General features: G+C 66.5%; 22 protein-coding genes. 6 read left to right on the top strand and 16 right to left on the bottom strand.

What is annotated here, in order from left to right; genetic code table 11:
* Positions 1-32: 32 nt before the first annotated feature.
* A complete protein-coding gene (locus CK620_RS03075) occupies positions 33-533 on the bottom strand; it encodes a TRAP transporter small permease (protein WP_095543520.1) in 501 nt (166 codons plus the stop codon).
* A gap of 183 nt (positions 534-716) precedes the next feature.
* Entirely contained in the window at positions 717-1718 is a 1002-nt protein-coding gene (locus CK620_RS03070; protein ID WP_095543528.1) for a TRAP transporter substrate-binding protein, read from the bottom strand.
* A gap of 399 nt (positions 1719-2117) precedes the next feature.
* Between CK620_RS03070 and CK620_RS03065 the strand changes: the two genes are divergently transcribed.
* Complete coding sequence (locus CK620_RS03065) at positions 2118-2363, top strand: glycine zipper 2TM domain-containing protein (protein WP_095538689.1); 246 nt, start codon at positions 2118-2120, stop codon at positions 2361-2363.
* 163 nt (positions 2364-2526) lie between these two features.
* Here the strand turns inward: CK620_RS03065 and CK620_RS03060 are convergent, their stop codons facing one another.
* From CK620_RS03060 to CK620_RS03050, 3 genes are all read right to left on the bottom strand, one after another.
* On the bottom strand, positions 2527-3285 hold the full coding sequence (locus CK620_RS03060; RefSeq protein ID WP_095549007.1) for a metallophosphoesterase family protein: 759 nt from the start codon (positions 3283-3285) through the stop codon (positions 2527-2529).
* Between the two features lie 24 nt (positions 3286-3309).
* Positions 3310-4875, bottom strand: a complete 1566-nt coding sequence (locus CK620_RS03055; protein ID WP_238945989.1) for an acyl-CoA synthetase — start codon at positions 4873-4875, stop codon at positions 3310-3312.
* A gap of 229 nt (positions 4876-5104) precedes the next feature.
* Positions 5105-5353: a helix-turn-helix domain-containing protein gene (locus CK620_RS03050; protein WP_095543522.1), complete on the bottom strand. Its 249-nt coding sequence runs from the start codon at positions 5351-5353 to the stop codon at positions 5105-5107.
* Positions 5354-5824: 471 nt separating this feature from the next.
* On the opposite strand from CK620_RS03050, the gene CK620_RS03045 reads away from it, so the two are divergent.
* Genes CK620_RS03045 through CK620_RS03030 form a run of 4 tightly spaced genes read left to right on the top strand, consistent with a single transcriptional unit; the run spans position 5825 to position 9927 of the window.
* Positions 5825-6721 (top strand): NAD kinase, encoded by an 897-nt coding sequence (locus CK620_RS03045; protein ID WP_095543523.1) that lies wholly within the window; start codon positions 5825-5827, stop codon positions 6719-6721.
* Positions 6721-8490 carry a DNA repair protein RecN gene (gene recN / locus CK620_RS03040; protein ID WP_095549006.1) on the top strand — a complete coding sequence of 590 codons (1770 nt, stop codon included), beginning with the start codon at positions 6721-6723 and terminating at the stop codon, positions 8488-8490. The genes CK620_RS03045 and recN overlap by 1 nt, the downstream gene beginning before the upstream one ends.
* A gap of 48 nt (positions 8491-8538) precedes the next feature.
* Positions 8539-9426 carry an RNase adapter RapZ gene (gene rapZ / locus CK620_RS03035; protein ID WP_095543525.1) on the top strand — a complete coding sequence of 296 codons (888 nt, stop codon included), beginning with the start codon at positions 8539-8541 and terminating at the stop codon, positions 9424-9426.
* A gap of 48 nt (positions 9427-9474) precedes the next feature.
* Entirely contained in the window at positions 9475-9927 is a 453-nt protein-coding gene (locus CK620_RS03030) for a GNAT family N-acetyltransferase (protein WP_095549005.1), read from the top strand.
* A 143-nt stretch (positions 9928-10070) separates the two neighbouring features.
* On the opposite strand, the gene CK620_RS03025 is transcribed toward CK620_RS03030, so the two are convergent.
* From CK620_RS03025 to CK620_RS02985, 9 genes are all read right to left on the bottom strand, one after another.
* Positions 10071-11441 (bottom strand): amidase, encoded by a 1371-nt coding sequence (locus tag CK620_RS03025; protein ID WP_095549004.1) that lies wholly within the window; start codon positions 11439-11441, stop codon positions 10071-10073.
* 38 nt (positions 11442-11479) lie between these two features.
* Complete coding sequence (locus tag CK620_RS03020) at positions 11480-12169, bottom strand: DUF2848 domain-containing protein (RefSeq protein WP_095549003.1); 690 nt, start codon at positions 12167-12169, stop codon at positions 11480-11482.
* A gap of 9 nt (positions 12170-12178) precedes the next feature.
* Positions 12179-13462: a TRAP transporter large permease gene (locus CK620_RS03015; RefSeq protein WP_095542003.1), complete on the bottom strand. Its 1284-nt coding sequence runs from the start codon at positions 13460-13462 to the stop codon at positions 12179-12181.
* Complete coding sequence (locus tag CK620_RS03010) at positions 13459-14106, bottom strand: TRAP transporter small permease subunit (RefSeq protein WP_095542002.1); 648 nt, start codon at positions 14104-14106, stop codon at positions 13459-13461. The genes CK620_RS03015 and CK620_RS03010 overlap by 4 nt, the downstream gene beginning before the upstream one ends.
* An 18-nt stretch (positions 14107-14124) precedes the next feature.
* A complete protein-coding gene (locus tag CK620_RS03005) occupies positions 14125-15168 on the bottom strand; it encodes a TRAP transporter substrate-binding protein (protein ID WP_095549002.1) in 1044 nt (347 codons plus the stop codon).
* Between the two features lie 296 nt (positions 15169-15464).
* A complete protein-coding gene (locus CK620_RS03000) occupies positions 15465-16376 on the bottom strand; it encodes a LysR family transcriptional regulator (protein ID WP_095549001.1) in 912 nt (303 codons plus the stop codon).
* A gap of 396 nt (positions 16377-16772) precedes the next feature.
* Positions 16773-17294: a phosphoribosyltransferase gene (locus CK620_RS02995; protein ID WP_095541999.1), complete on the bottom strand. Its 522-nt coding sequence runs from the start codon at positions 17292-17294 to the stop codon at positions 16773-16775.
* A gap of 50 nt (positions 17295-17344) precedes the next feature.
* Positions 17345-18769, bottom strand: coding sequence for an adenylosuccinate synthase (locus CK620_RS02990; RefSeq protein ID WP_095549000.1), 1425 nt, complete (start codon positions 18767-18769; stop codon positions 17345-17347).
* A gap of 120 nt (positions 18770-18889) precedes the next feature.
* A complete protein-coding gene (locus CK620_RS02985; RefSeq protein WP_095548999.1) occupies positions 18890-20104 on the bottom strand; it encodes an ATP phosphoribosyltransferase regulatory subunit in 1215 nt (404 codons plus the stop codon).
* 284 nt (positions 20105-20388) lie between these two features.
* Here CK620_RS02985 and rarD point away from each other — a divergent pair, with 284 nt between their 5' ends.
* The gene (gene rarD / locus CK620_RS02980; protein WP_095549127.1) at positions 20389-21255 is read left to right on the top strand and encodes an EamA family transporter RarD; all 867 of its coding nucleotides are present in this window, start codon (positions 20389-20391) and stop codon (positions 21253-21255) included.
* A gap of 94 nt (positions 21256-21349) precedes the next feature.
* On the opposite strand, the gene CK620_RS02975 is transcribed toward rarD, so the two are convergent.
* Both CK620_RS02975 and CK620_RS02970 read right to left on the bottom strand, forming a co-directional pair.
* A complete protein-coding gene (locus tag CK620_RS02975) occupies positions 21350-21961 on the bottom strand; it encodes a heme biosynthesis HemY N-terminal domain-containing protein (protein ID WP_095548998.1) in 612 nt (203 codons plus the stop codon).
* Positions 21961-23307, bottom strand: a complete 1347-nt coding sequence (locus tag CK620_RS02970) for a uroporphyrinogen-III C-methyltransferase (RefSeq protein ID WP_095548997.1) — start codon at positions 23305-23307, stop codon at positions 21961-21963. The genes CK620_RS02975 and CK620_RS02970 overlap by 1 nt, the downstream gene beginning before the upstream one ends.
* Between the last annotated feature and the right edge of the window lie 22 nt (positions 23308-23329).

Here is a 23329-nt window from a genome sequence, read left to right as displayed (position 1 = left end):
GCTTGGGGATATAGGGGATGCTTTGGAGGCGCTCAGAGCGGGGCGGGCTCGGCAGGCGTTGCGCTGGCCTGCGGCGCCATCAGCCAGTGCAGCAGCACCGCCAGGGCCGAGAGCGCTGCGCCCACCGGGATGGCCAGATACACCCAGGAGATGGAAATCTCCAGCCCGGCCAGGCTCTGAAAACGCACGCGGTAGGTGATTTGCGCGCCGATCCAGGCCAGAAACAGCAAAAAGCCCACGCAGGTGGCGCCGATGAAGTGCTCCAGCCAGCGGCGCGCTGGGCCGCGCAGGCGGCTGTGCAGGAATTGCACGGCAATGGCCGTGCCGCTGCGAAAGGCCAGCGCCGTGCCCAGCATCACCACCCAGATGATGGCCGCGCGCGTGAGCACCTCGCTCCAGTCCAGCGGCGAATGCAGCACAAAGCGCGCCACGACCTGGAAAAATCCCATGGCCACGGCCAGCCAGAGCAGCAGCTGGGCCAGAAAAGAAACAAGACCGAATAGCGCGCGGTCAATGGCTTGAAGGGCAGGCATGGCAGCAGGGGATGCGGGCATTGCGCAAGGCAAGCAGGGGTAGGGGGCAGACGATGGGTTTGGCTGGGCACGCGCCCCAGCCTGCGTGCGGCAGCGGCGGGCCATGGCGCGGGCAGCGGTGGCCCGCGCCATGGCATCAAGCAATATCACGCCATCAATGGAGCGCTGCCGACAGGAGCAAGATTACTTGGTGTCGCGGATGCGCTGCAGCAGATCGGCGCCAAAGCGCTTGTTGTAGTCCTTGTAGGCCGGCTCCACGGCTTTCTCGAAGGCGCTGCGGTCCACCTCGGTGATTTGCATGCCCTCGTCCTTGAGCTGCTGCACGCCCGACTTCTCAATGTTGGAGACGAAATCGCGCATCGCCTGGCCGGCGTTTTCCGCTGCCTTCTTGAACAAGGCCTTGTCCGCATCGGAGAGCTTTTCATACACCGAAGGCGAGACGATGATCACCGCCGGCGCATAGACGTGGCCCGTCAGCGAGAGGTGCTTTTGCACCTGCGAGAGCTTGGCCGAGGTGATGACCGACAGCGGATTTTCCTGCCCGTCAATGGTGCCCTGCTGCAACGCGGTGGAAACCTCCGGCCAGGCCATGGGCGTGGGCAGGATGCCGATGGCGCGGAACGCGGCAATGTGCAGTTGATTTTCGGTGGTGCGGATCTTCAGGCCCTTGGCATCGGCCGGCGAGGCCACGGCGCGCACGTTGTTGGTCAGGTGGCGAAAGCCTTGCTCGCCCCAGGCCAGGGCCACCAGGCCGCGTTTGTTGAACTCGGCCAGCATCTCCTGGCCAATCGGGCCGTCGAGCACCTTGCGGGCGTGCTCCAGATCGCGCAGCAAGAAGGGCACGTCGAACACTGCAGCGGCAGGCACGAAGTTCATGGTCGCGCCGGTGGAAAGCACGGCCATGTCGATGGTGCCCAGTTGCAGGCCCTCGATGACCTCGCGCTCGCCGCCCAATGCGCTGTTGGCGAACTGCTGGATCTTGTACTTGCCGCTGCTGCCTTCCTCAAGGGTCTTGGCAAAGGCATTGCCCGCTGCGCCGTAGTGCGATTGCTGCGAGAGCGCGTAGGCCATTTTGTAAGTGGTTTGCGCCAGTGCAGCGCCGGGCAGCACGCTGGCTGCAGCGGCAGCCGTGCCGATCAACGCGGGGGCCAGCCAGCGCAGCAGGGGGCGAAGTGTGGTGTGCATGATGGATCTCCAGAAAAACACCAGGGGGAAAAGCGCATGGGCGCTGTGGCCAGTGCGCACGGCGCGCCGCAGCGCAAGCGATGAAGAGGCGACGCGAATCGCAGCATCGTGTGCGCCAGCGGATTCGGGGCAGCCTTGCAAAAAGGCGCGACTTTACTGCCGATTCATGCCCCCAGCAACGAAGCAAGCGGTGTTACCAAATGCCATTGGGCCCCTCAGTGCCGAAGCGCTTGGATACAGCCGCAACGCCATGCTTGCGCGGCCGCGCCAGCTGGGCCGTTAGGCTGCGCCCATTCCGCTGGGGCTGTGTCGCAAAACCTGCGCAGCCCTTTTCCGCAGAGAGATTCAAGGCCCTGGCCTTGAATCGATTGGCAGAGTCATCTGCATCAGGAGGCAGTCATGCAACCCAAGGAAAAAGCCATCCAAGTCATCGCCGTCACCAGCCTGGCCTTTGGCCTGTCGGCCTGCGCGACCTGGGACAACATGAGCTCGCGCGAACGCAGCGCCGTGGGCGGCGCGGCCATCGGCGGCGTAGCCGGCGCAGCCATCAGCAATGGCGGCGTGCTGGGCACCGTAGGCGGCGCAGCCATTGGCGGCGTGGTCGGCGACCAACTCGGCCGCGACCGCCAGCGCCGCCGGCGCTGAGCGGGCCCGCCACAGCCTGCCAGAAGCCGAAAAGCCGGTGCGCGCAGTGGCCGCACACCGTCATTGCCTATGGCTCTATTGCCTGCTTTTTCAGATCTGATTCAGCCCCCGGCTGAACAGGGCGCAGCGCACGTCTGGCCGGATCGGCCTTGCCGCTGGCGGCCTACGCCCCCGCCGGCATGCGCCCGGTGCGCAGCGCATGGGCCCAGTCAGGGCGGGCGTTGCGTTCGGCCTGGCGGGCGGCGGCTTCGTGGTCGTAAGGCACGGCATGCAGCGTCACGGCCCAGGCGCTGCCCGATGCGGCAGGCAGGCGCTCTGCCACGGCGTAGCGGGCATGGGGCGAGCCGTTTTCGACCACATGCGGCTCGGGCCGGTCATCGTCATAGGCGGGCAGGCCCACGCTGCCGGGGTTGACGAGGGTCTGGCCGCGGGCTGTTTGCAGCACGCCGGGCAAATGGGTGTGGCCGCAGGCCACAAGGCGCGCGCGTTCGCCGCCCAGCCGTTCGTCGATCTCTTGCGCTGTGGCCAGGCACAGGCGGCCTGCCACTATGCTGTGCAAGAAGTAATGCCGATCGCTGCCAGGCGTGCCGTGGCAGAGCAAGACATCGGGCGCGGGGCGCAAGGTGGCGGGCAGTTGGCGCAGCCAGTCGAACACGGCCGGGCTGAGCTGTGCGTGCGCGTATGCGTCCGATGCGCCCATGCGCTCAGGCGGCAGGCTGAGCAGTTGCCGCTCGTGATTACCCGCCAGCGTGGGCCAGCCTTGCTGCATGAGGCATTGCGCCGTCTCCAGCGGCCAGAGGGGGCCGGAGAGGCTGTCGCCCAGATTGACCACCTGCGCGATGCCTTGCGCGCGCAAGCACGTCAGCACGGCTTGCAGCGCCGGCAAATTGCCGTGAATGTCGGAAAGCAGGGCGAACTTCATCGCAGGGCCATGCAGCAGCCGCGCTCAATCGGCTTTGATCGTCTGGCGCAGCTGGCGCTTGAGCAGCTTGCCGCTGGGGTTCTTGGGCAGGCTGTCGGCAAAGACCACGCGCTTGGGCGCCTTGAAGTGCGCCATGTGGGCGTTGCAGAAGTCGATGACCTGCTGCTCGCTCAGCTCGGCGCCGTCCTTGCGCACCACCACGGCGGTGACGGCCTCCACCCACTTCGGGTCGGGCAGGCCGATCACGGCCACTTCGCTGACTTCGGGCATGCGGTAGATCATTTCCTCCACCTCGCGGCTGGCGACGTTTTCGCCGCCGGTCTTGATCATGTCCTTCTTGCGGTCAACGACGCTGATGTAGCCTTCTTCATCAATGGTGGCCAGATCGCCCGAGTGGAACCAGCCGCCCTCGAACGCGGCGGCGGTGCGCTCCTCGTCCTTGAAGTAGCCCAGCATCAGGTGCGGCGAGCGGTGCACGATCTCGCCCACTTCGCCCACGGCCACGTCCTGCATGTCGTCATCGACCACGCGGGTTTCCACATTCAGCACCGGGCGGCCGCAGGAGCCGGGTTTGCGCAGCTGGTCATCGGGGCCGAGGATGGTGGCCAGCGGCGCGATCTCGGTCTGGCCGTACAGGTTCCACAGCCGCACATCGGGCAGGCGGCGCGCCATTTCCTTCATCACCTCCACCGGCATGATGGAAGCGCCGTAATAGCCCTTGGCCAGCTTGGACAGGTCGGTCTGGTCAAACAGCGGCGAGCGCAGCAGCGCAATCCACACCGTGGGCGGCGCGAAGAAGCTGGTGATGCCGTGGCGCGCCATCATGGGCAGCAGGTTGTCGGGCGTGGGCTTGGCGGTGATGAGGTTGGTGCAGCCCATGTAGATGGCCGGGCCGAGGAACACGTCCAGCTGCGCGCAGTGGTACAGCGGCAGCGCGTGCAGCAGCACGTCATCCTCGGCAATGGCGGCGTTGACCACGCAGCTGACGTATTGCCACAGCACGGCGTCGTGCGTGAGCATGGCGCCCTTGGGCAGGCTCTCGGTGCCGCTGGTGTAGACGATTTGCAGCAGCCCGTCGCTGCTGGGGCCGGCGGCTTCAGGCAGGGGCGCGGTGCAGGCGGCCAGCTCGTCCAGCGTGGTCATGCCGGCCACAGGCTCGCCCGGCTCCTCGGCAGGCAGCCAGATGAAATGCGCCACCTGGGTATCGAGCTTGGCCGCCGCCTGGGCCAGGCTGGCCAGGCCGCTGTCGGTGGCCAGCCAGCGCGCCTGGGCATGGCGCAGGATGTAGGCCACCTCATCGGCGGTGAGCATGAAGTTGATGGGCACCAGCACCGCGCCCAGGCGCGCCAGCGCAAAGCGCAGCGCGGCAAAGCCGTGCGAGTTGCGCGCCAGCACGGCCACCCTGTCGCCCGCGGCCACGCCGCGCTGCGCCAGGCCCGCGGCCACGCGCGTGACCAGCGCGTCGAACTCGGCATAGCTCCAGCGCACATCGCCGCAGATCACGGCGGTTTTCTCGGGCAGGCGCTGCGCGGTGCGGCGCAGCACATCGGCCACGCTTTGACGGCGCACGATGGGGGACAGGGTGGTCATGAATGGGATCTCCTTGGCAGTTTGGAATGTTTGGGCTCACGACAAAAGCCGGGGCTGCAGATTGCAGGCAGGTCATGCGTGCGATTGCGCACCGGGCCTGGCGATTATGGCCACAGGCCCCGACCTGCCCGGCCAGAAAGCCCAAAAACGCTGCCGCCCGCTGCCAAGTGTGGCAGCGGGCGGCAGCGGGGCGCTCAGGAGCGGAAAAGAGAAATAAGGGCGAAGTGCTTCAAGTTGCACTGCCATCATCGAGCATGCCGTGCATCTTGAGCTTTTTGCGCAAGGTATTGCGGTTGAGCCCCAGCCACAGCGCAGCGCGCGATTGGTTGTGGCCCGCGCGCGCCATGACCTCGCGCAGCACGGGCCGCTCGACCAGGTGAATCACCATGTCGTACACATTGCTGGGCTCTTGCCCATCGAGGTCTTTGAAGTACTGCTGCAGGCTGGCCTGCACGCTGGCTTCCAGAGGGGATTTCATATTGGGCGTGGTACTAAGGCGGTGCCTGGCCATGCACAAAAAGTAGGCATTGCGGCCAAGCGCACCGGCGCCTTGTGTTGAAAAAGACAAGGGGCCAGTTTTTACGGAGGCGGGACTATACCGCAGCTTGCCGCAGCCGCCGGCAAGGGCGGATGGAGCGCGTGCGCCTTAGCGTTGACACCGCTGGCCATGCGCGCCGGGCGCTCAGTTTCTACCGCTATACTTGCCGCGCCAAATGAAGGGTGAAGGTCCTGGGGGTTGTTGAGATGGAGTGTTGCGGCGCTGTTTTCGGTCAAATGCTTGCAAGGTAGCCAAGCTTGCGCGCATTTTCGCCTTGCATCTGCGGCTTTTGCCTCGAAAAAGCGCTTCGCAAACGCCATCTCAACAACCCCTAGCGCGCTTTTCTTTGCTGGCTGCACCCGGCGCGCGCCGAGACTCCCCCATTCGATTGCCTCCGATTGCCAATACACCATGCAAACGCGCTTTCACAAGGTGGCGGTGCTGGGCAAGCACCAGATCACGCCCTCGCGCGACGCACGCCACGCCGCCCGCATCGTCGTTGAAGACGTGGTGCAGTTTTTGTTGCGCTACGGCTGCGATGTGGCGCTGGAGCAAGACTCGGCGCAGCACCTGGAAATCGAACACTACCCGCGGCTGAGCCCGGCGCAGATTGGCCAGCAGTGCGATTTGTGCATTGCCATCGGCGGCGATGGCACCATGCTGGGCATTGCGCGTGAGCTGGCCCCCTACGGCACGCCGCTGATCGGCATCAACCAGGGGCGGGTGGGGTTTGTCACCGATCTGCCGCTCAACCACTACAAAGACCAGCTCGGCCCCATGCTGCACGGCATCTACGAGCAGGATCAGCGCCCCTTGATTCACGCCTGGGTCGAGCGCGGCGGCCTGCGCGTGTTCGAAGGCGATGCCGTCAACGACGTGGTGATCTCGCGCGGCGCGCTCTCAGGCATGCTGGAGCTGCGCGTGGAGGTCAATGAGCAGTTCGTCTCCAACCAGCGCGCCGATGGGCTGATCATCGCCACGCCCACGGGCTCGACGGCCTATTCGCTGTCGGTGGGCGGGCCCATTGTGCATCCGGCCACCTCCGGCTGGGTGGTCGCGCCGATTGCGCCGCACAAGCTCTCGAACCGGCCCATCGTGCTGCCAGGCGATGCCGAAATCGCCGTCAAAGTGCTGGCCGGGCGCGACATGAGCGCCAAATTCGACATGCTGACCATGCCCGACCTGCTGGTGGGCGACTGCCTGCACGTGCGCCGCTCGGCGCACAGCGCCTGCTTTTTGCACCCCAAGGGCTGGAGCTATTTCGCCATGCTGCGCAACAAGTTGGGCTGGACCGAAGGGGGCAGCTGATGGCATTGCAACGCATGGCGCTGCGCGATTTCGTGCTGGTGCAGGCGCTGGAGCTGGAGTTGCAGCCGGGCTTTACGGTGCTCAGTGGCGAGACTGGCGCGGGCAAGTCCATCCTGATCGATGCCATGCAGATCGCGCTGGGCGCACGCGCCGATGCTTCGCTGGTGCGCGAAGGCGCGCAGCGCGCCGAAGTGGTGGCCGAATTTGACCTGCCAACCCAGCCGGCACTGCTGGCCTGGCTGGACGAGCACGGCTTCGAGCCCGGCAGCTCGCTGCTGTTGCGCCGCACCGTGGATTTGCAGGGCAAGAGCCGCGCCTGGATCAATGGCTCGGCCGCCACGGCCAGCCAGCTGCGCATCCTGGGCGAGGCGCTGGTGGACATCCACGGCCAGCACGCCTGGCAAAGCCTGATGCGCCCGCACTCGGTGCGCGGCCTGCTCGACGCCTTTGCCGGCGCCGACGAAGCGCCCGTGCAAGCGGCCTGGGCGCAGTGGCGCCAGGCCCAGCAGGCGCTGCAACAGGCGCAGGACAACCAGGCCCAATGGCAGCAAGAGCGCGAGCGCTTGCAGTGGCAGCTCGACAGCATCGAAAAACTTGCGCCAGGCCAAGGCGAATGGGAGCAGCTCAACCAGCAGCACACGCGCCTGACGCACATGCAAGACCTGCAGCAGGCCGCGGCCCAGGCCTGGCAGGCGCTGGACGGCGGCGATGCGGGGGGCGAGGGCGGCGCGCTGCCTGCGCTTGCCCAGGCCCTGCAGGCGCTGGAGCAGCACGGCCACATCGAGCCGCAATTTGCCCAATTGCAGGAGCAGTTGCAGCCACTGGCCGATCAGCTTCAGGACGCGGCACGCCAGCTGCGCGACTACGCCCAAGCCCAGGAGTGGGATGCGGCCGAGCTGGAGCAGCTCGACGCCCGCGTGGGCCAATGGCTGGCCCTGGCGCGCCGCCACCGCCAACCGCCTGAAGATTTGCCAGCGTTGTGGCAGCAATGGCAACAGGCCCTGCAGGCGCTGGATGCAGGCATTGACCTGCAGGCCCTGCAGGCCGCCGAGCAGCAGGCGCGCGAACACTTCATGGCGCTGGCGCAGCAGCTCTCGCACCAGCGCCAGCAGGCCGCGCCGAGACTGGCCCAGGCCGTCACCGACAGCCTGCAAGAGCTGGGCATGGCCGGCAGCCGCTTTGGCATTGCCTTGCAAGCGTTGGAGCAGCCCCAGGCCCACGGCCTGGACGATGTGCAATTTCAGATCGCCAGCCATGACCAGGGCGCGCCGCGCGCGCTGGCCAAGGTGGCCTCCGGCGGGGAGCTCTCGCGCATCAGCCTGGCCATTGCCGTGCAAACCAGCCGCTTGGGCCAGGCCGGCACGCTGGTGTTCGACGAAGTGGACACGGGCATTGGCGGCGCCGTAGCGCACCGCGTGGGGGCGCTGCTGACCCAGCTCGGGCGCGATCGCCAGGTGCTGGCCGTGACCCATCTGCCCCAGGTGGCTGCTTGCGCAAACCAGCACCTGCAGGTGCGCAAGCAGCGCCAGGGCGCAAGCATCAGCAGCAGCGTGCAGCCCGTGCAGGGCGCGCAGCGCGTGGCCGAGATTGCCCGCATGCTCGGCAGCGACGCGCCCAGCCAAGCCACGTTGGAGCACGCCACGGAGATGCTGCAGGCCGCAGCCCAGGCGCAGGCTGAAACGCCCGCGCAGCCCGCCGCCGCACGCGCGGGCCGCGCAGCGCATGCCAAGGCGGAGGCCGGCCGGGCGACTGGCAGCCGGCGGCGCTGAGGGCAATGGAAGCACAGACCCTGGCTGGAATTTCTGGAGCAAGACGCAATGCGTGAACTGGTGGTGATTACCGGAATGTCCGGTTCGGGCAAATCCGTGGCCTTGAGCGCCTTGGAGGACGCGGGCTATTACTGCATCGACAACCTGCCGCCCGAGCTGCTGCTGCCCAGCCTGACGCTGGAGCGCAACCAGCAGATCTCGCGCATGGCCATCGTCATTGACGTGCGCAGCGCCGCCTCGCTGCCGCTGGTGCCGCCCATTCTGCAGAACGTGCGCGACCAGGGCGTGAACGTGCGCGTGCTGTTCCTCGACGCCTCGACCGATGCGTTGGTGCGGCGCTTTTCAGAAACGCGCCGCAAGCACCCGCTGGCCGCCGATGCCGATGCGCACGGCGACGACGCGCTGGTGCAAATCATTCTGCGCGAGAGGGGGCTGATGGGGTCGCTGCGCGACATGTCGCTGGTCATCGACACCAGCCTGACCCGCTCGGCCGAGTTGCAAAGCCAGCTCAAGCAAATCCTGCGCCTGGGCCCGGGCCATCTGGTGCTGATCTTCCAGTCCTTCTCCTACAAGCGGGGCATCCCGCGCGATGCGGACTACGTGTTCGACGTGCGCATGCTGCCCAACCCGCACTACGACCCGGCGCTGCGCCCGCTGACCGGGCTGGACGCGCCCGTGGCCGAATTCCTCGCGCGCGAGCCGCTGGTGCACGTCATGCAGCACGACGTGACGGCCTTCTTGCACAAATGGCTGCCGCAGCACGCGCAAAACCACCGCAGCTACGTCAGCGTGGCCATCGGCTGCACGGGCGGCCAGCACCGCTCGGTCTATCTGGTCGAGCAGCTGGCCGAGCAATTCGCGCAGGAGGAATGGCAAACCCTGCGCCGCCACCGCGAGATCGAACGCCGCGCCAACGCCGCCGCGGGCCAGTCATGACAGCGCAGGTTTTGCGTTTTGAACACTCGCTCGAAGAGGGGCTTCAACATGGACACGATCACCATCCGGCAAGCCGTGCTGGCAGACCTGCCGGCATTGGCGATACTGTTTGACAGCTATCGCCAGTTTTATGGGCAAAGCAGCGATGTGGCTGGCGCATGCGCATTCCTGCAGGCGCGCTTTGAGCACGGCCAATCCGTCATGTTCATTGCGCACGAAGCCAGTGGCCGGGCCTTGGGCTTCACCCAGCTTTACCCGACGTTTTCGTCCATCTCCATGCGCCGCGCCCTGGTGCTCAATGACTTGTTCGTCACCCCTGACGCACGCGGGCAAGGCGTGGGTAGGCAATTACTGGCAGCCGCGCGCGAATATGGCCAAGCCATCGGCGCTGCAGCCCTGTCCCTGGCCACGGCGCAGGACAACACCCAGGCGCAAGCCTTGTACGAAGCCGATGGCTGGCAGCGCGATGTGCAGTTCTTGCACTACCGCCGTGCGCTGTGATGGCCCTGGCCCACATGGCAGCGTGTGGGTCAAGAACCCAGCCCGCGAACTGAGTGCAAGTGGGCAGGAAGCGGTTTAGGGCTGTTGAGACTGCAGTGGCTGCAAACCAAATCCAACAACCCTTGGTGAAGGCTTAGCTGGCCTCAACTGCCGCGCAGGCGCGCCAGCGCAGCCTCCACGCTCAGCCCCAGGCCCAGGATGCGCGCATCGGCCAGCGCTGGCCCGGCCAGCATCAGGCCCACGGGCGCGTCACCAGGCGCATGGCAGGGCAGGGACAGGGCGCAGCCATCCAGAAAATTGATCAGCGTGGGGTTGCGCAGCATCAGCAGATTGGTCTGGCCGTACAGCGCGTCGTCGGCTTGCAGCGCGGCAATGGGCGGTGCAATGTGCGGCACGGTGGGCATCAGCAGCGCATCGAAGGGCGCCAGCCGCGCCTGCACCTGGGCGATCCAGCGCTGGCGCGCGGCGCGCAGCTCGATGTAATCGGCCGCGTCCATGCGCGCGCCCGCCTCGATGCGCACGCGCACGCGCGGGTCGTAGCCGCTGGCTTGCTCGGCCAGCAGGCGGCGGTGCCAGGCCCAGGCTTCGGCGCCGGCCAGGGTGCCGCGCGCATGCAGCGCGGCCAATTCGGCAAATTCGGGCACGGGCAGGCTGTGGATGCGCGCGCCGGCCTCGCGCAGGCAAGCCAGGGCGCGTTCGAAGGCGGCGGCCACGGCCTCATCCAGGTCATCGAGCGCCACTTGCGCGGGCACGGCCAGGCGCGCACCGGCCAGCGGCAACGGCGTGGGCATGGCCTGCGCATCGGCGCCGGCCAGCACGGCATCGGCCAGGGCGCAGCAGTGCACGCTGGCGGCCAGCGGGCCGACGGAATCGAGCGAGGTGGACAGCGGCAGCGTGCCGGCCGTGGGCACGCGCCGCTGGGTGGGCTTGAAGCCCGTCAGCCCGCACAACGCCGAGGGAATGCGCACCGAGCCGCCGGTGTCCGAGCCAATGGCCAGCGCGGCCATGCCATCGGTGACGGAGACGGCCGCGCCGCTGGAAGAGCCCCCCGGGATGCGCCCGGTGGCGCGATCCCAAGGGTTTTTCGGCGTGCCGTAGTGCGGGTTCAGCCCCAGGCCGGAAAAGGCGAACTCCGTCATGTTGGTGCGCCCGACGATGACGGCGCCGGCGGCCAGCAGGCGCTCGATCACTGGCGCGTTGTGCGTGGCCACCGGGGCCTGGCGCAGCACGGCCGAGCCAGCCGTGGTGGCCTGGCCGGCCACGTCGAACAAGTCCTTGACCGACACGGGCACGCCCTCCAGCGGCGAGCGCACGATGCCGGCGGCGCGCAAGCCATCGCTGGCGCGCGCCAGCGCCAGAGCGCGCTCGCGGTCGATGCGGGTGAACACGCGCGCGCCTTCGCCGGCCGGATCTTCGGCGCGCGCCAGTGCGGCCTCGGCCAGTTGCAGGGCCGTGGTGCGGCCAGCGGCCAGCTCATCGGCCAGTGCGGCCAGCGTGGGGATGGGGCAGTTCATGGGCGTGACTGTCGAACCAGGTGAAATGTCGGGCCGGCTCAGGCCACCTCGGGCAACACATCGATGGCGTAGCTGTGCTCGATGCGGCGGTCGCGCTGCGGATCCAGCAAGGCCATGGAAAAGCGGCTGGCAGGGCGGATGCCGCCCAGGGCGGCCACGGTGCCACAGCTCATGCCCGTGCCCGGGGGCAGGGCCAGGGCGCCGCCGGTGTAACCGGCAATCAGTTCTTGCGGGCTGCGCAGGCTGGCCAGCGCGCCGTCTTGATACAGCACTTGGCTGCCGTTTTCAACGATGTGGGCCTGCAGGCGCAGGCTGTCCCAATGGCCGGCCACATCGGCCAGGCGCCATGCGCTGCGCGCCACAGGCTTGGGGCAGACCTGCTTGGAGAGCGCGACGCTGGCGGCCTCGAGCTTGCGATCGGTGTGGTCCGAGAGCAGGCTGACGAGCAGCTGCCCGTCAGCGGCCGCGAAGACAAAGGCCTCGACCTCGCCCGAGCTGTGCGGGCCGACCACTTGCACGCTGGCTTGCTGCGTCAGCTGCTGGGCCGAGACGCGGTAATACAGCGGCACCTTGGACGGGCGCGGCACGCCCAATGCGGCCAGCTCCTCGATGTGGTGTTCGATGGCGGCCAGATCGCGCCCGGCCCAGCCGGCAATGACCAGTTGGTCCAGTTCGACCTCGATCGGGCGAATGCCTTCATCGGTGTGGAGTTCGAAATGCAGCAGCATGGCAGGAGATCATCCAAAAAGAGTGGGCAGCCACAGCGCCATCTGGGGGAATAGCGCCAACAGGGCGACCATGGCAAACAGCGCCAGCACGAAGGGCAGGGCGCCGTAGATGACGGCTTGCATCGAGCCTTCGGGGCGCAGGCTTTGCACCACGAACAGGTTCAGGCCCACTGGCGGCGTGATGAGCGCCGTTTCCACCAGCACGATGATGACGATGCCCAGCCAGACCGGATCGAAGCCCAGGGCCATCATCACCGGCGCGACGATGGGCACGGTGGTGATCATCATCGACAGGGTTTCCATGAAGCAGCCCAGCACGATATAGAACAGCACCAGCGCCAGCAGCATCCACATGGGCGAAAGCCCCAGGCCGGTGATGGCATCGGTCAGCGCCGTGGTCAGGCCGATGGCCGACATGATGAAGTTCAGAAAGGCCGCGGCAATGACGATGAGCATGATCATGGCCGTGGCGCGCATGGTGTTTTCCGAGGCCTCGCGCAGCATGGCCAGCGACATCCGCCCGGACAGCGCCGCCAGCAGCAATGCGCCGGCCACGCCCAAGGCGGCAGCCTCGGTCGGGGTGGCCAAACCTGCGTAAATGCTGCCCACCACCAACAGGAAGATGCCCAAAGGCGGCAGCAGGTGAACCAAGCTGCGAATGCGCTGGCCCCAGCTGGCGCTGATGCGCTGCCCGCCCCAGCCGGGGCGCAGCAGGCAGGCGCCAACAATCACGGCCATGAACAGCAGCGCCATCAGCACGCCCGGGATGATGCCTGCCAGGTAGAGCTTGGGCACCGAGGTATTGGTCAACACGCCGTAGATCACCAGGTTGATCGAGGGCGGAATCAGAATGCCCAAAGTCCCCCCAGCCGCGATACTGCCCAGGAACAAGGGCTCGTGGTAGCCGCGGCGGCGAATCTGCGGCAGGGCGACCGTACCCACCGTGGCGGCGGTGGCAACACTGGAGCCGGAGGTGGCCGAGAACAGTGTTGATGCGCCGATGTTGGCGTGCATCAGCCCGCCGGGCAGCCAGGACAGCCACAGCGCCATGGCATCGTACATGCGCTGGGCAAAGCCCGAGCGCAGCAGGATCTCGCCCAGCAGGATGAACAGCGGAATGGCCACCAGCAAAAATTCGTTGCTGGAGCTCCAGGCCATCTCGCCCATGGCGCGGGTCAGGGGCAGGGCGGAATACAGCGGATCGAGCACCAGCCCGAGCACGCCCAGCGCTGCCGCAACAGGAATGCTGATGCCGATCAGCACCAGCAGCAGGATCAAGGCGACGGCAATCATGGCTGCGGGCCTTTCTGCGCTGCGGCGGCAAGCTCGGCCTGCACCAGGCGCTCGCCAGCGGCAGCCTCTTCGCCGGCTTCCTCAACGGCGGACTTGATGCCGCAGACCGCACGCAGCAAAGCCAGATCACCCGTTACCAGCGCCAGCGAAGCACGCAGCAGCATCAGCGCCAGCACGATGACAAACCACAGCAGCCCAGCGGCCCACAGGGCCTGGGGCAGCACCAGCGGCGTGCCCAATGGCGTATTGGCGCTGGAGCGCATTTCGAACGAAGCCAGCGCCACCTGGGCGGCATACCAGCACAGCACCACGGCAAAGACGCTCAGCGCCACCAGCGAGAGCCAATCGGCCACGGCAGCCACGCGCAATGGCAGGCGCTGGTAGAGCACGTCAACGCGTACATTGGCCCTCTCCAGGGCTGTGAAGGCCAGGGCCCAGCTCACGCTGATGGCAAAGGCATAGCCAGACAGTTCATCGGCGCCGCCCATGCTCACGCCCAGCAAGCGCCGGGCCAGCACATCGGCGCAGATCAAGGCCACGCTCAGCAGCGTCAGCGCGCCGCCGACCCAGACTGCCGCCCGCGACAGGCGCCGCGCCCAGGCCAGCGCGCGGCCCAGCCAGGAAAAATCACCGGTGGTGTTCATGTGCGAAAGGCCAGGCGGTTATTTCTTCTCGGCGCTCAGGCCCAGCAGCTTGCCCACGGTGTCGTTGAAGTCACTGACACACTGGGCGTTGCAGCGCTGGGCCCATTTGGCGATGACCTGGCCGCGAATGTCTTTGAGCAAGGCCTGATCGGCCTCGGAGGGTTGGACCAGCACCATCTTGCCCTTGACGGGCTGGGTGCAAGCGTCTGCGCCGGTATTGCAGTCGTAGCCCTGCTGGGTCTGGCGACCGGCCGCATCCCAGATGCTGTTCACCAGGCCATTGATTTCAGTCTGCAGGAATTGCTGCACCTTGGGGTCGAGCTTGGCCCAGGCCTTGGCATTGACGGCGTGGATTTGCTGATTCCAGTTGATGGGCAACGCCACCAGGTGGGTGGACACCTCATACCACTTGGCCGAATAGCCCGACAGCGAGCCAGTGATGGCGCAGTCCACCACTTTGTTCTGCAGCGCCGGCACCACCTCGCCAAAGGCCATGGTCACGCTGGCGCCACCCAATGCTTCGATGAAATCGGCCTGCGTGCGGCTGGAAGTGCGCACCTTCTTGCCCTTGATGTCGGCCAGGCCGCTGATGGGCGCATTGCAGAACAGCACCTGGGCCGGATAGGTGGAAATGCCCAACAGCTTGACGTTGTTGCCCTGGCCGTAGAACTTGGCGTAAACCGGCTCGAATGCAGCAGTGACCTCGCGCGCCGTTTTCAGATCAGGGGCCAGGCCGGCCAGGTCGATGGCTTCGTTGATCGGGTTATCGCTGGCGAAATAAGCCAGCGTGGCCGTGCCAAACTCGACCACGCCGTTGCCCATCAGGCGCAGCATCTCTGGGCCCTTGAGGCCCATCTCGTTATAGCCCTTGATGTCCGCGGTGATGCGGCCGGCGCTTTTTTCAGGAATGCTCTTGCTCCAGAACGGCAGCTCGTAATCCTGGTAGGCCGACAGGTTGGACAGGCCACCGGTCACTTTCAAATGGGTCTTGGGCAGCTCTTGGGCCAAGACAGGGGCGGCACTCAAAGCGGCAGCGGCGGCCAGCAGGGCAAAGGATTTCATGGCAGGTCTCCTGTTCGATGGAAAAAGCAAGGGCAGGGCGGGCGCAGCCTGGCTGGCAAGGCAGCCGCTTGGCAGCGAGAGCCTGCTCAAAACCTTTGGACGGCGGGCAAGAGCGCGGAGATCGCTGGTCTGCGGCATGGCAAATGCCTTGCCGCCCAGCCTAAACCGCTTCTTGCCCATTCACACCGAGGTTTTGAACAGGCCTGAGTGCAAGGCGCGCGCCGTGCTCCCGAAGGCTGGCGGATTTCAGCCGAAATGCCTGTCGCTGTCCAATTCCATGTTTCGATGCTGATTAATCAAAAATTTGAATCAGTGGTCAACCCATTGGCTACCTGCACAGCCAGCCGCGCAATGGCTGCGGCCACATGGCTGTCGCTGCCGCGCCGCCATGATGCAGTGAATACCAGCTCCGGCAATGCCTGGCCCGTCACCTCAAGCAGTTGCAATTGCCCTTCGGCCAGTTCCCGCGCGAGGATCGCCGGGGCCACGACCCCCACGCCCATGCCGGCCTGCACCATGTGCACCGTGGTGCTGAGCGATGCCGAGCCATACATCTGCGGCGCTGGCACTCCCGCGCGAAGCAGCATCTGCCGCAAGGCCTGGTGTGGCTTGCTGCTGGCTGGGTAGGTGATGATGGGGTGCTCACCAATTCGCGCCAGCGGCATGGGCTCTGGCCCCAGTGTTTGCGCCAGCCTGGGGCTGGCCACCCACGTCAGCGGGTACTGGCACAGTGGCAGGTTTTCCACCTGCGCGTCGTCCAACGGGCCCATCAGAAAGGCCAGGTCAACCTGCCGCGCCAACAGATGGGCGCGCATCACAGCCGTGGTGTCCACCTCAATTTCCAGCACCAAATTGGGAAAAGTGCTGTGCACCCGCTCCAGCAATGCGGGCAGCCAGGTTTGGACGATGGTTTCGGCCACGCCAAGGGTCAGCCGCCCGGCAATGCCATCTTGCTCACGCGCTGCGCGCAGCATGTCCTGGCGCAACTGCAACATGCGCTCGGCATGGGTGAGCAAAGCCTGGCCGCGCACCGTCAGCCGCACGCCGCGCGTATCACGATCAAACAAACGCACGCCCAGGGCTTCCTCAAGCTGCTGAATGCGCTGGGATATCGCTGGCTGGCTGGCATGCAGCTGCTCGGCAGCCGCGCGAAAGCCTCCCAGCGTGGCTACCCAATAAAAAGTCTCGATGCCGCGCAAGTCAATCATGGAGTGGGATCAGGTGTGGTTTGTAGTGACAGCAAAGCAAGGCGCTTGTGCTGCACACAGGGCAAGCAAGCATCCGTGCGCCGTGCAAGCTTGATGCTTGAATGCTTCGCAGGATGGTCAGCAAAGCAGGCAATGCCGCCGAAAAATAACGGCAACGGGGACGGCAGGCCGGGGCGCTGGCTTTGCACGGAGCTGGGATTCATCCATTTGATATTTGACATAATATACATCGTATCAAATATCAGACGGGGAGGCTGAAATGTGCAGCAAGATGTGTTTTGCGCCGGTCCCGCACTCTCGAGGATGCTGGCAGCAATTCAAGCCATTGCCGCCAGCCCGTCCTTGCACCCAAGCGGCCATGCGGATGCCTGCAGGCGCGCGTTTGGATTCAGAATCTCAGCCCCATTTGCTCAGCAGATCCTGCGGGCGTGTACTGTCGTATTGTTCGAAGGGCTGGTGGATCCAGGGATTGGTGGGCAGTTCCTCGGCAGAATAATCGGCGCGGAATGTCGAAATGCCTTTGGTCCAAATCACGGCGCTGCGCAATTCGGTGATGGGCGGATAGTCTCGACGCAGCATCTCGACCACGGCGTGCAGCGTGTGGCCAGTGTCGGCCAGGTCATCGACCAGCAGCACCCGCCCCGAGAGCTCGCCCTTGGGCGTAGTGATGTATTTGGCCAGATCCAATTTGCCCTGGATGGTGCCTGCGCCAGCGCGGTAAGAGCTGGTGGACATGATGGCCAGCGGCCGGTCGAAGATGCGGCTGATGATGTCGCCCGGACGCAGACCGCCGCGCGCCAGGCACAGCACGTTGTCGAACTCCCAGCCTGAGCGGTGGATTTGCAGCGCCAGCTTTTCGATCAGGTTGTGGTATTCGTGGTAGCTGACGTACAGGTGCTTGCCGTCTTCGGTGAGCATGGGGCGAGGTCTCCTGAGGGTGTTGGTGCTGGGAACTGAGGCTGGGGCGCTCAGCCCCGGTGCTCGAAGGGCCGGTGGCGCAGGATGGTGTGCTCGCGGTCGGGGCTGGTGGAGATCACGGCAATGGGGACGCCACACAGGGCTTCGATGCGCTCCAAATAGCGACGTGCGTTCTCCGGCAGCTGGGCATAGTCGGTCACGCCGACGGTGGATTCGCTCCAGCCTGGCAGGCTTTCGTAGATGGGGCGGCAGGCGGCGATTTCGTCGGCTCCCAACGGCAACAGGTCGATGCGTCGGCCGTCCTCGAGTTCGTAGCCCACGCAGATTTGCAGCGTTTGCAGACCGTCGAGCACATCGAGCTTGGTGATGCACAGCCCGCTCAGGCCATTGACTTGCGCGCTGCGCTTGAGCAGCGCGGCATCGAACCAGCCACAGCGGCGCGCCCTGCCCGTGGTCACGCCCTTTTCGGCGCCTACGGTGCTCATGTGGTAGCCGGGGGTGCCTGGGGTCTGCCAGTCCAGCTCGGTGGGGAATGGTCCGCTGCCCACGCGGGTGCAATAGGCCTTGGTGATGCCCAGCACGTAATGCAGCAATGATGGCCCTACCCCTGCGCCTGCGGCAGCGTTGCCGGCCACGCAGTTGCTGGAAGTGACGAACGGGTAGGTGCCGTGGTCGATGTCCAACAATGTGCCTTGCGCGCCTTCGAACAGCAGGTTGTCGCCGCGTTGGTGCGCGGCGTTGAGCTCGGCCGAGACGTCGGCCACCATCGGCAGCAGCCATTGGGCTTGACGCTGGACTTCCTGCAGGATGGGTTCGAGCAGCAGGCGCCCGTCCTTGACGAAGGGCTGCAACGCCTCAGGGGTTTGCACTTCGGGCGAGCGCAGATACTGCACCAGCACGTGGTTGTAGAGATCGAGCTGCTCCTTGAGCTTGTCGGCCAAACGTTCGGGATGGCGCAGATCCTGTACGCGCAGCGCCCGGCGCGCGACCTTGTCCTCATAGGCTGGGCCAATGCCGCGACCAGTGGTGCCGATCTTTTCGCTGCCGCCACGCTCTCGGTGGTGTTCGCGCACGATGTCCAGATAGGCATGTTGCGGCAGGATCAGCGGGCAGGCCTCGCTGACGCGCAAGCGCTCGCGCACTGGCACGCCGGCGGCCTCCAGGCCGGCGACCTCCTCCATCAGTTTGGCCACGGACACCACCACGCCATTGCCGATGTAGCAGATCACGCCTGGGCGAAGAATGCCGCTGGGCACCAGATGCAGCGCGGTCTTGACGCCATTGACCACCAGCGTATGGCCCGCATTGTGGCCACCGTGAAAGCGCACCACACCTTGGGCGCTTTCGGTCAACCAGTCCACCAGCTTGCCTTTGCCTTCGTCACCCCATTGGGTGCCGACCACGACGACATTGCGCCCTGGGCGTGCTGTGGCGGGGGTGGCAGCGGAGCTTGCAAAACTTGCCTGTGTGTTCATACGGTTTCCTGTGGAGACGTCAAAAATCATTCAAAGGTTTGGCGGCTGCGCTGGCAGGCTGTGTGGGCCAGGTCATTCGTGCACGGCGCTTGCTGCGGCGCAGGGGCTGTGGCCGTGTACTCAGCGGGATGTTTCCAACAAGCCCTCTTGGGCGGCTGCGGGCTGTAGGGCGGCCTGATGCACCTGCCACTGCCCATTGCTCAGCCGCAATTCGCGGTCGCAGCGCTGCGCGTCGTCCGCAGCCTCGCTGCCGGGCAGGGTTTGCAGCACCACTTCGCCCTGGCTGCGCAGGCGGGCGATGGCGTTGCGCAACGCGGCGTCGCCCTCTACCCAGGGGGCGCGAATGGCCATGGCCTGGGGGCCTTGGCTGGCCACGCGGGCCAGTTGCTTGACGTCCAGGCTGAAGCCTGCTGCCGGGCGGTTGCGCCCAAAAACGGCGCCGGCTTCGTCGTAGCGGCCACCGCGCACCAGCGCATCGTTGCAACCGGGCACGTAGAGCGAGAAGCGCACGCCGCTGTAATAACCGTAGCCGCGCACGTCGGCCAGGTCGTAGCTCAAAGGCAGGGCCTGATCTTCGGCTTGCAATTGCTGCGTCAGCCACTGCAGGCCATCGAGCACCTTCAGCGCAGCGGGGAATGAGGCCAGCCGCTGCCTGGCCTGGGCCATGACGGGCCCGGGCTCGCCGTACAGGTCCAGCAAGGCGGCCAGGCCTTCGCGTTGGGCCTGGGGGAAATCGGCCGTGGCCACCTGCAGCGCGCTGGCATCCTTGGCGGCCAATGCGGTGTGCACAGCAGCCAAGGTATCCATGCTGGCCATCACGCCGGCCAGCAGGCTGCGCACAATGCGCACGTCGCCCAGCACCAGCACTGGCGCGGCAATGCCCGGCTGGCGCGTGCAGGCCAGGGCCAGTTGCACGATTTCCAGGTCGGCTTCGGGGCCTGCGTGGCCGTAGATTTCAGCGCCGAATTGCAGCAGCTCGCGCGAGGCCCCTGGGCGCTCGGGGCGGGCATGCAGTACCGGGCCGCAATAACACAGCCGCGCCACGCCCGTGCGGTTGAGCAGATGGGCGTCGATGCGCGCCACCTGGGGCGTGCTGTCGGCGCGGATGCCCACGGTGCGGCCCGAGAGCTGATCCACACTTTTGACGATCTGCAGATCCAAGGCCTGGCCGCTGCCGGTCAGCAGCGACTCCAGATATTCCATCAATGGCGGCACGATCAGCTCATAGCCGAAGCTGGCGGCCACGTCCAGCAAACTGCGTCGCAGCCCTTCCAGGTGGCGCGCCTCGCAAGGCAGGACATCGGCAATGTGGTCGGGCAGTACCCAGGCGGACATGGCAAAAGGCAAAGGGCTGGCGGGGGCCTGGCTCGCATGCAGACATGCGGGCGAGAGCGGGCACAGTGGGCGCGCTGTTCAGCAAAAAGGCCCCGGGGCCGATCCAAACCCCATGGGACCAATGAGCTGCTGTGCGCCCTGCTTTGCGCTGGCCTCCGCAGTTAAAAAGCGTATTCTACCGGCCCCGCGCCCTTGCCCAAGAACCAGTTCCAGCTTTCCTGCCCATGCCCCCTGCCCCATCGCCCCAGGCCGCCGGCCCCCTTGATGCCACTTGGCGCGCAGGCATGTCCTATGCCCTGCTGGCCTATGGCGTGTGGGGCTTTAGCGTCATGTATTGGAAGCTGTTGCCCTGGGTGCCCCATAGCCTGCTGATTGCGCAGCGCGTGCTGTGGTCTGTGGTGTTCCTGCTGCCGCTGCTGCTGTGGCTGGGCCAGTGGCCTGCCTTGCTGCGCCTGTTGCGCCAGCCCCGGGTGCTGGCCATGCTGGGCCTGAGCGGAGCCTTGATCACGGCCAACTGGCTGATCTTCGTCTGGGCCATTGCACAGGCGCGGGTGACCGAGGTCAGCCTGGCCTACTTCATCAACCCGCTGCTGAGTTTGCTCCTGGGCGTGCTGCTGCTGCGCGAGCGCCTGCGGCCTTTGCAATGGGCTGCCGTGCTGGTAGTGGCGCTGGGCGTGGGCTGGATGGCGCGTGGCCTGGGCCAGTGGCCATGGGTGTCGCTGTTCCTGGCCACGAGCTTTGCGTTGTACGGGCTGCTGCGCAAATTCACGCCCGTCTCGGCCACTGTCGGGTTGGCTGTGGAAACGCTGCTGATGCTGCCATTTGCGCTGGTCTATATGGCTTGGTGTGCCTGGAGTCTGCCCGAGCCGATGTTCTGGCGCCACGGCTGGCCAGGGGCGCTGGCCATTGCCGCCTCGGGCATCGTCACCGCCTTGCCGTTGTTGTGGTTTGCCAATGCCGCGCAGCGCCTGCCGCTGTCGACCCTGGGGCTGGTGCAGTACCTGGCGCCGTCGATTCAGCTGGCCCTGGCGGTACTGCTCTATCACGAGGCCTTCACGCGCACGCACTGGGTCGCCTTCGTGTTGATCTGGCTGGGGCTGGCGTTGTATTGCGCCGATGCGCTGCGCGCCACGCGGCAGCGCGTTGCATGAGGCCTGCTCAAAGCCCCGGCGCACAGGTGTCAGCGCACAGTCTCGGCGGGACGGGCGGGCAGCCTGAAACTTTGAAGAAGCTTTGAACAGGCGATTACTCTGACTGTTCGGGCGGGACTGCCCAGTCGCCCTGCCCTTGCGCTGCCGGGCTGGCCGGGGCCGCCGCACGCTGAGCTCGGGGCGCTTGCAGCAATGCCGGCGTGGGCGTGGCCGGCGCGATCGGCGCTGAATCGGCGCTGGCGCTGCCCTGCAGGCGCTGCTGCGCCGCCTGTTGCAGCTGCTGGCTGACGGCCAGCAGGCGTGCATGGGCCTGCACGTCGGCACTGGCAGCCTTGCTTTGCGCATGCTGCGCTTCCCACTGCGCCAGCAGCGGTGGCACGGCGGCAGCCTCCTCGGCGGCCTGCTGCCAGCGGGCTTGCGCAAAATGCTCGGCAGCGCGCACGAATGCGTGATGGGCGGCCGCATCGTGTCGGTATTCGCGCCAGAGGCGGGCTTCGGCCGGCATGCGCCAGACCGATACCAGCGCGTAAAGCAGCAGCAAGCCCAGCATGAAGACCAGGGCCAGCAGCAGCAGCAGCAGGTTCAGCGACATGTCCACCCGGTAGGGGAACCAGAACAGCGTGACGGTGGCGCCATTGTTGCTCAGGAACAAAGCTGCCGCCACGGCGGAGGCAAACAGCATCAGCACCCACAGCGCGCTGCGCATCACTGCCGCCCCTGCGGATGGCTGGCTGCAGCCGGCGCAGCGGTAGCGTTGCCGCCCTCCTCCTCGCCTGCTGCATGGGCTGCGCCGCCCTGGCCGCCGGCCGGGCGCAGGGTATCTTGTGCGGCAGCGATGGCCAGCAGCGTGTCCGTGATGGCCGGCGGCTGCACGGCCTGGATGTGCTCCTGCAATTGCTGCAGGGTGCGCAGCGCCTGACGGGTACGCGGCGCGTCCAGATCGTAGTACTTGCGCAGCAAGGCCTGCACACCGGCCAGATCGGTGCGCGCCGAGGCACTTTGCCGGGCCAGCAGGGCCATGCGGGCATTCATCAGTTGCAGGCGCAGGTTTTCGCGCAGGAAGAAGGCCTGCTCCTGTGTCAGCAATGCCGCGTCCGGGTGCTCGATGCGCTGCACGCGCACCAGGCCGTGAAAGGCCTGGCGCAATCCGGCCCAGAAGCCGCCCTCGTCGTCTTGCGTTTCGGCATGCTGGGCTTCTTCCATTGCCGCCGGGGCCTCTGTTGCGTCAAGCCTTGTTTGCGGGGGCGGCGTTTGTGGCGGCTGTGCAGGCGCTGGCTCGGCTGGCGGCTGGGCTGGGGTGCTGGCCTGCGGGGCAATGGTGCTGCCGGGCAGCACGCCCAGGGCCTGGGCCTCGTGGTCGGAGATGGCCACCGGCGCGCGCACGGCCCGCTTGCGGTTGCCCCTGCCCACGGCGTTGCCCAGTGGCAGACTTTCCAGTTGCAGCAGCAGCGCATCCATGCGGCCGAGCAGACCGGCCGTGTCCGTCACGGCCGCGCCCGTCAGGCGCGCCAGATCGCGGTCGATGGCGGCCACAATGGGCGTCAGGCGCGGCTGCTCGGCGCGCTGCAGGCGGTGGCTGGCATTGCGCAGCGCGGCGATGAGCGGATCGGCCAGGCCGGTCAGCTGGGCCTGCTGCTGCGCCAGCCGCAGCGAGGCCTCGATGTCGATCAGCATGGCCTCGTCGCGCGTGCGCGAGAGTTCGAAGGCCAGCTGCTCCAGGTGCGAGCGCTGCAGCGTGTATTCATTGATGCGCGCCTCGCTCAGGCTGGCGCGCGTGGCGGCCTGCTGCGCCAGGGCCTGAGCCTGCTGCGAGAGGCTGCGCGCCTCGATGGCCTGGGCCTGGGTTGCAGCCGATTGCTGGGCCAGGCGCTCCTGCAGGTGGTTCAGGCGCTTCCACTGCCCATGGGCCAGCCACAAGGCCAGCGCCGCCGTCAGTGACAGCAGCCAGATGCCCCAGGCCGGCAGCGTCAGGGGCTTGCGCCAGCGCGCCAGCAGCTGGGGCAATGGAGCAGCGGCTGGTGGCGGTGCGGGGGGCGTTGGCGGAGCGTCCACGGCAAAAAGCTACAGCAGGTCA

Origin of the sequence: Vandammella animalimorsus (assembly GCF_002285285.1) — a bacterium.
GTDB classification, from domain to species: Bacteria; Pseudomonadota; Gammaproteobacteria; order Burkholderiales; family Burkholderiaceae_C; genus Lampropedia; species Lampropedia animalimorsus.
The sequence above is the reverse complement of the archived record's forward strand: the minus strand, read 5'-3'. Positions and strand labels throughout refer to the sequence as shown.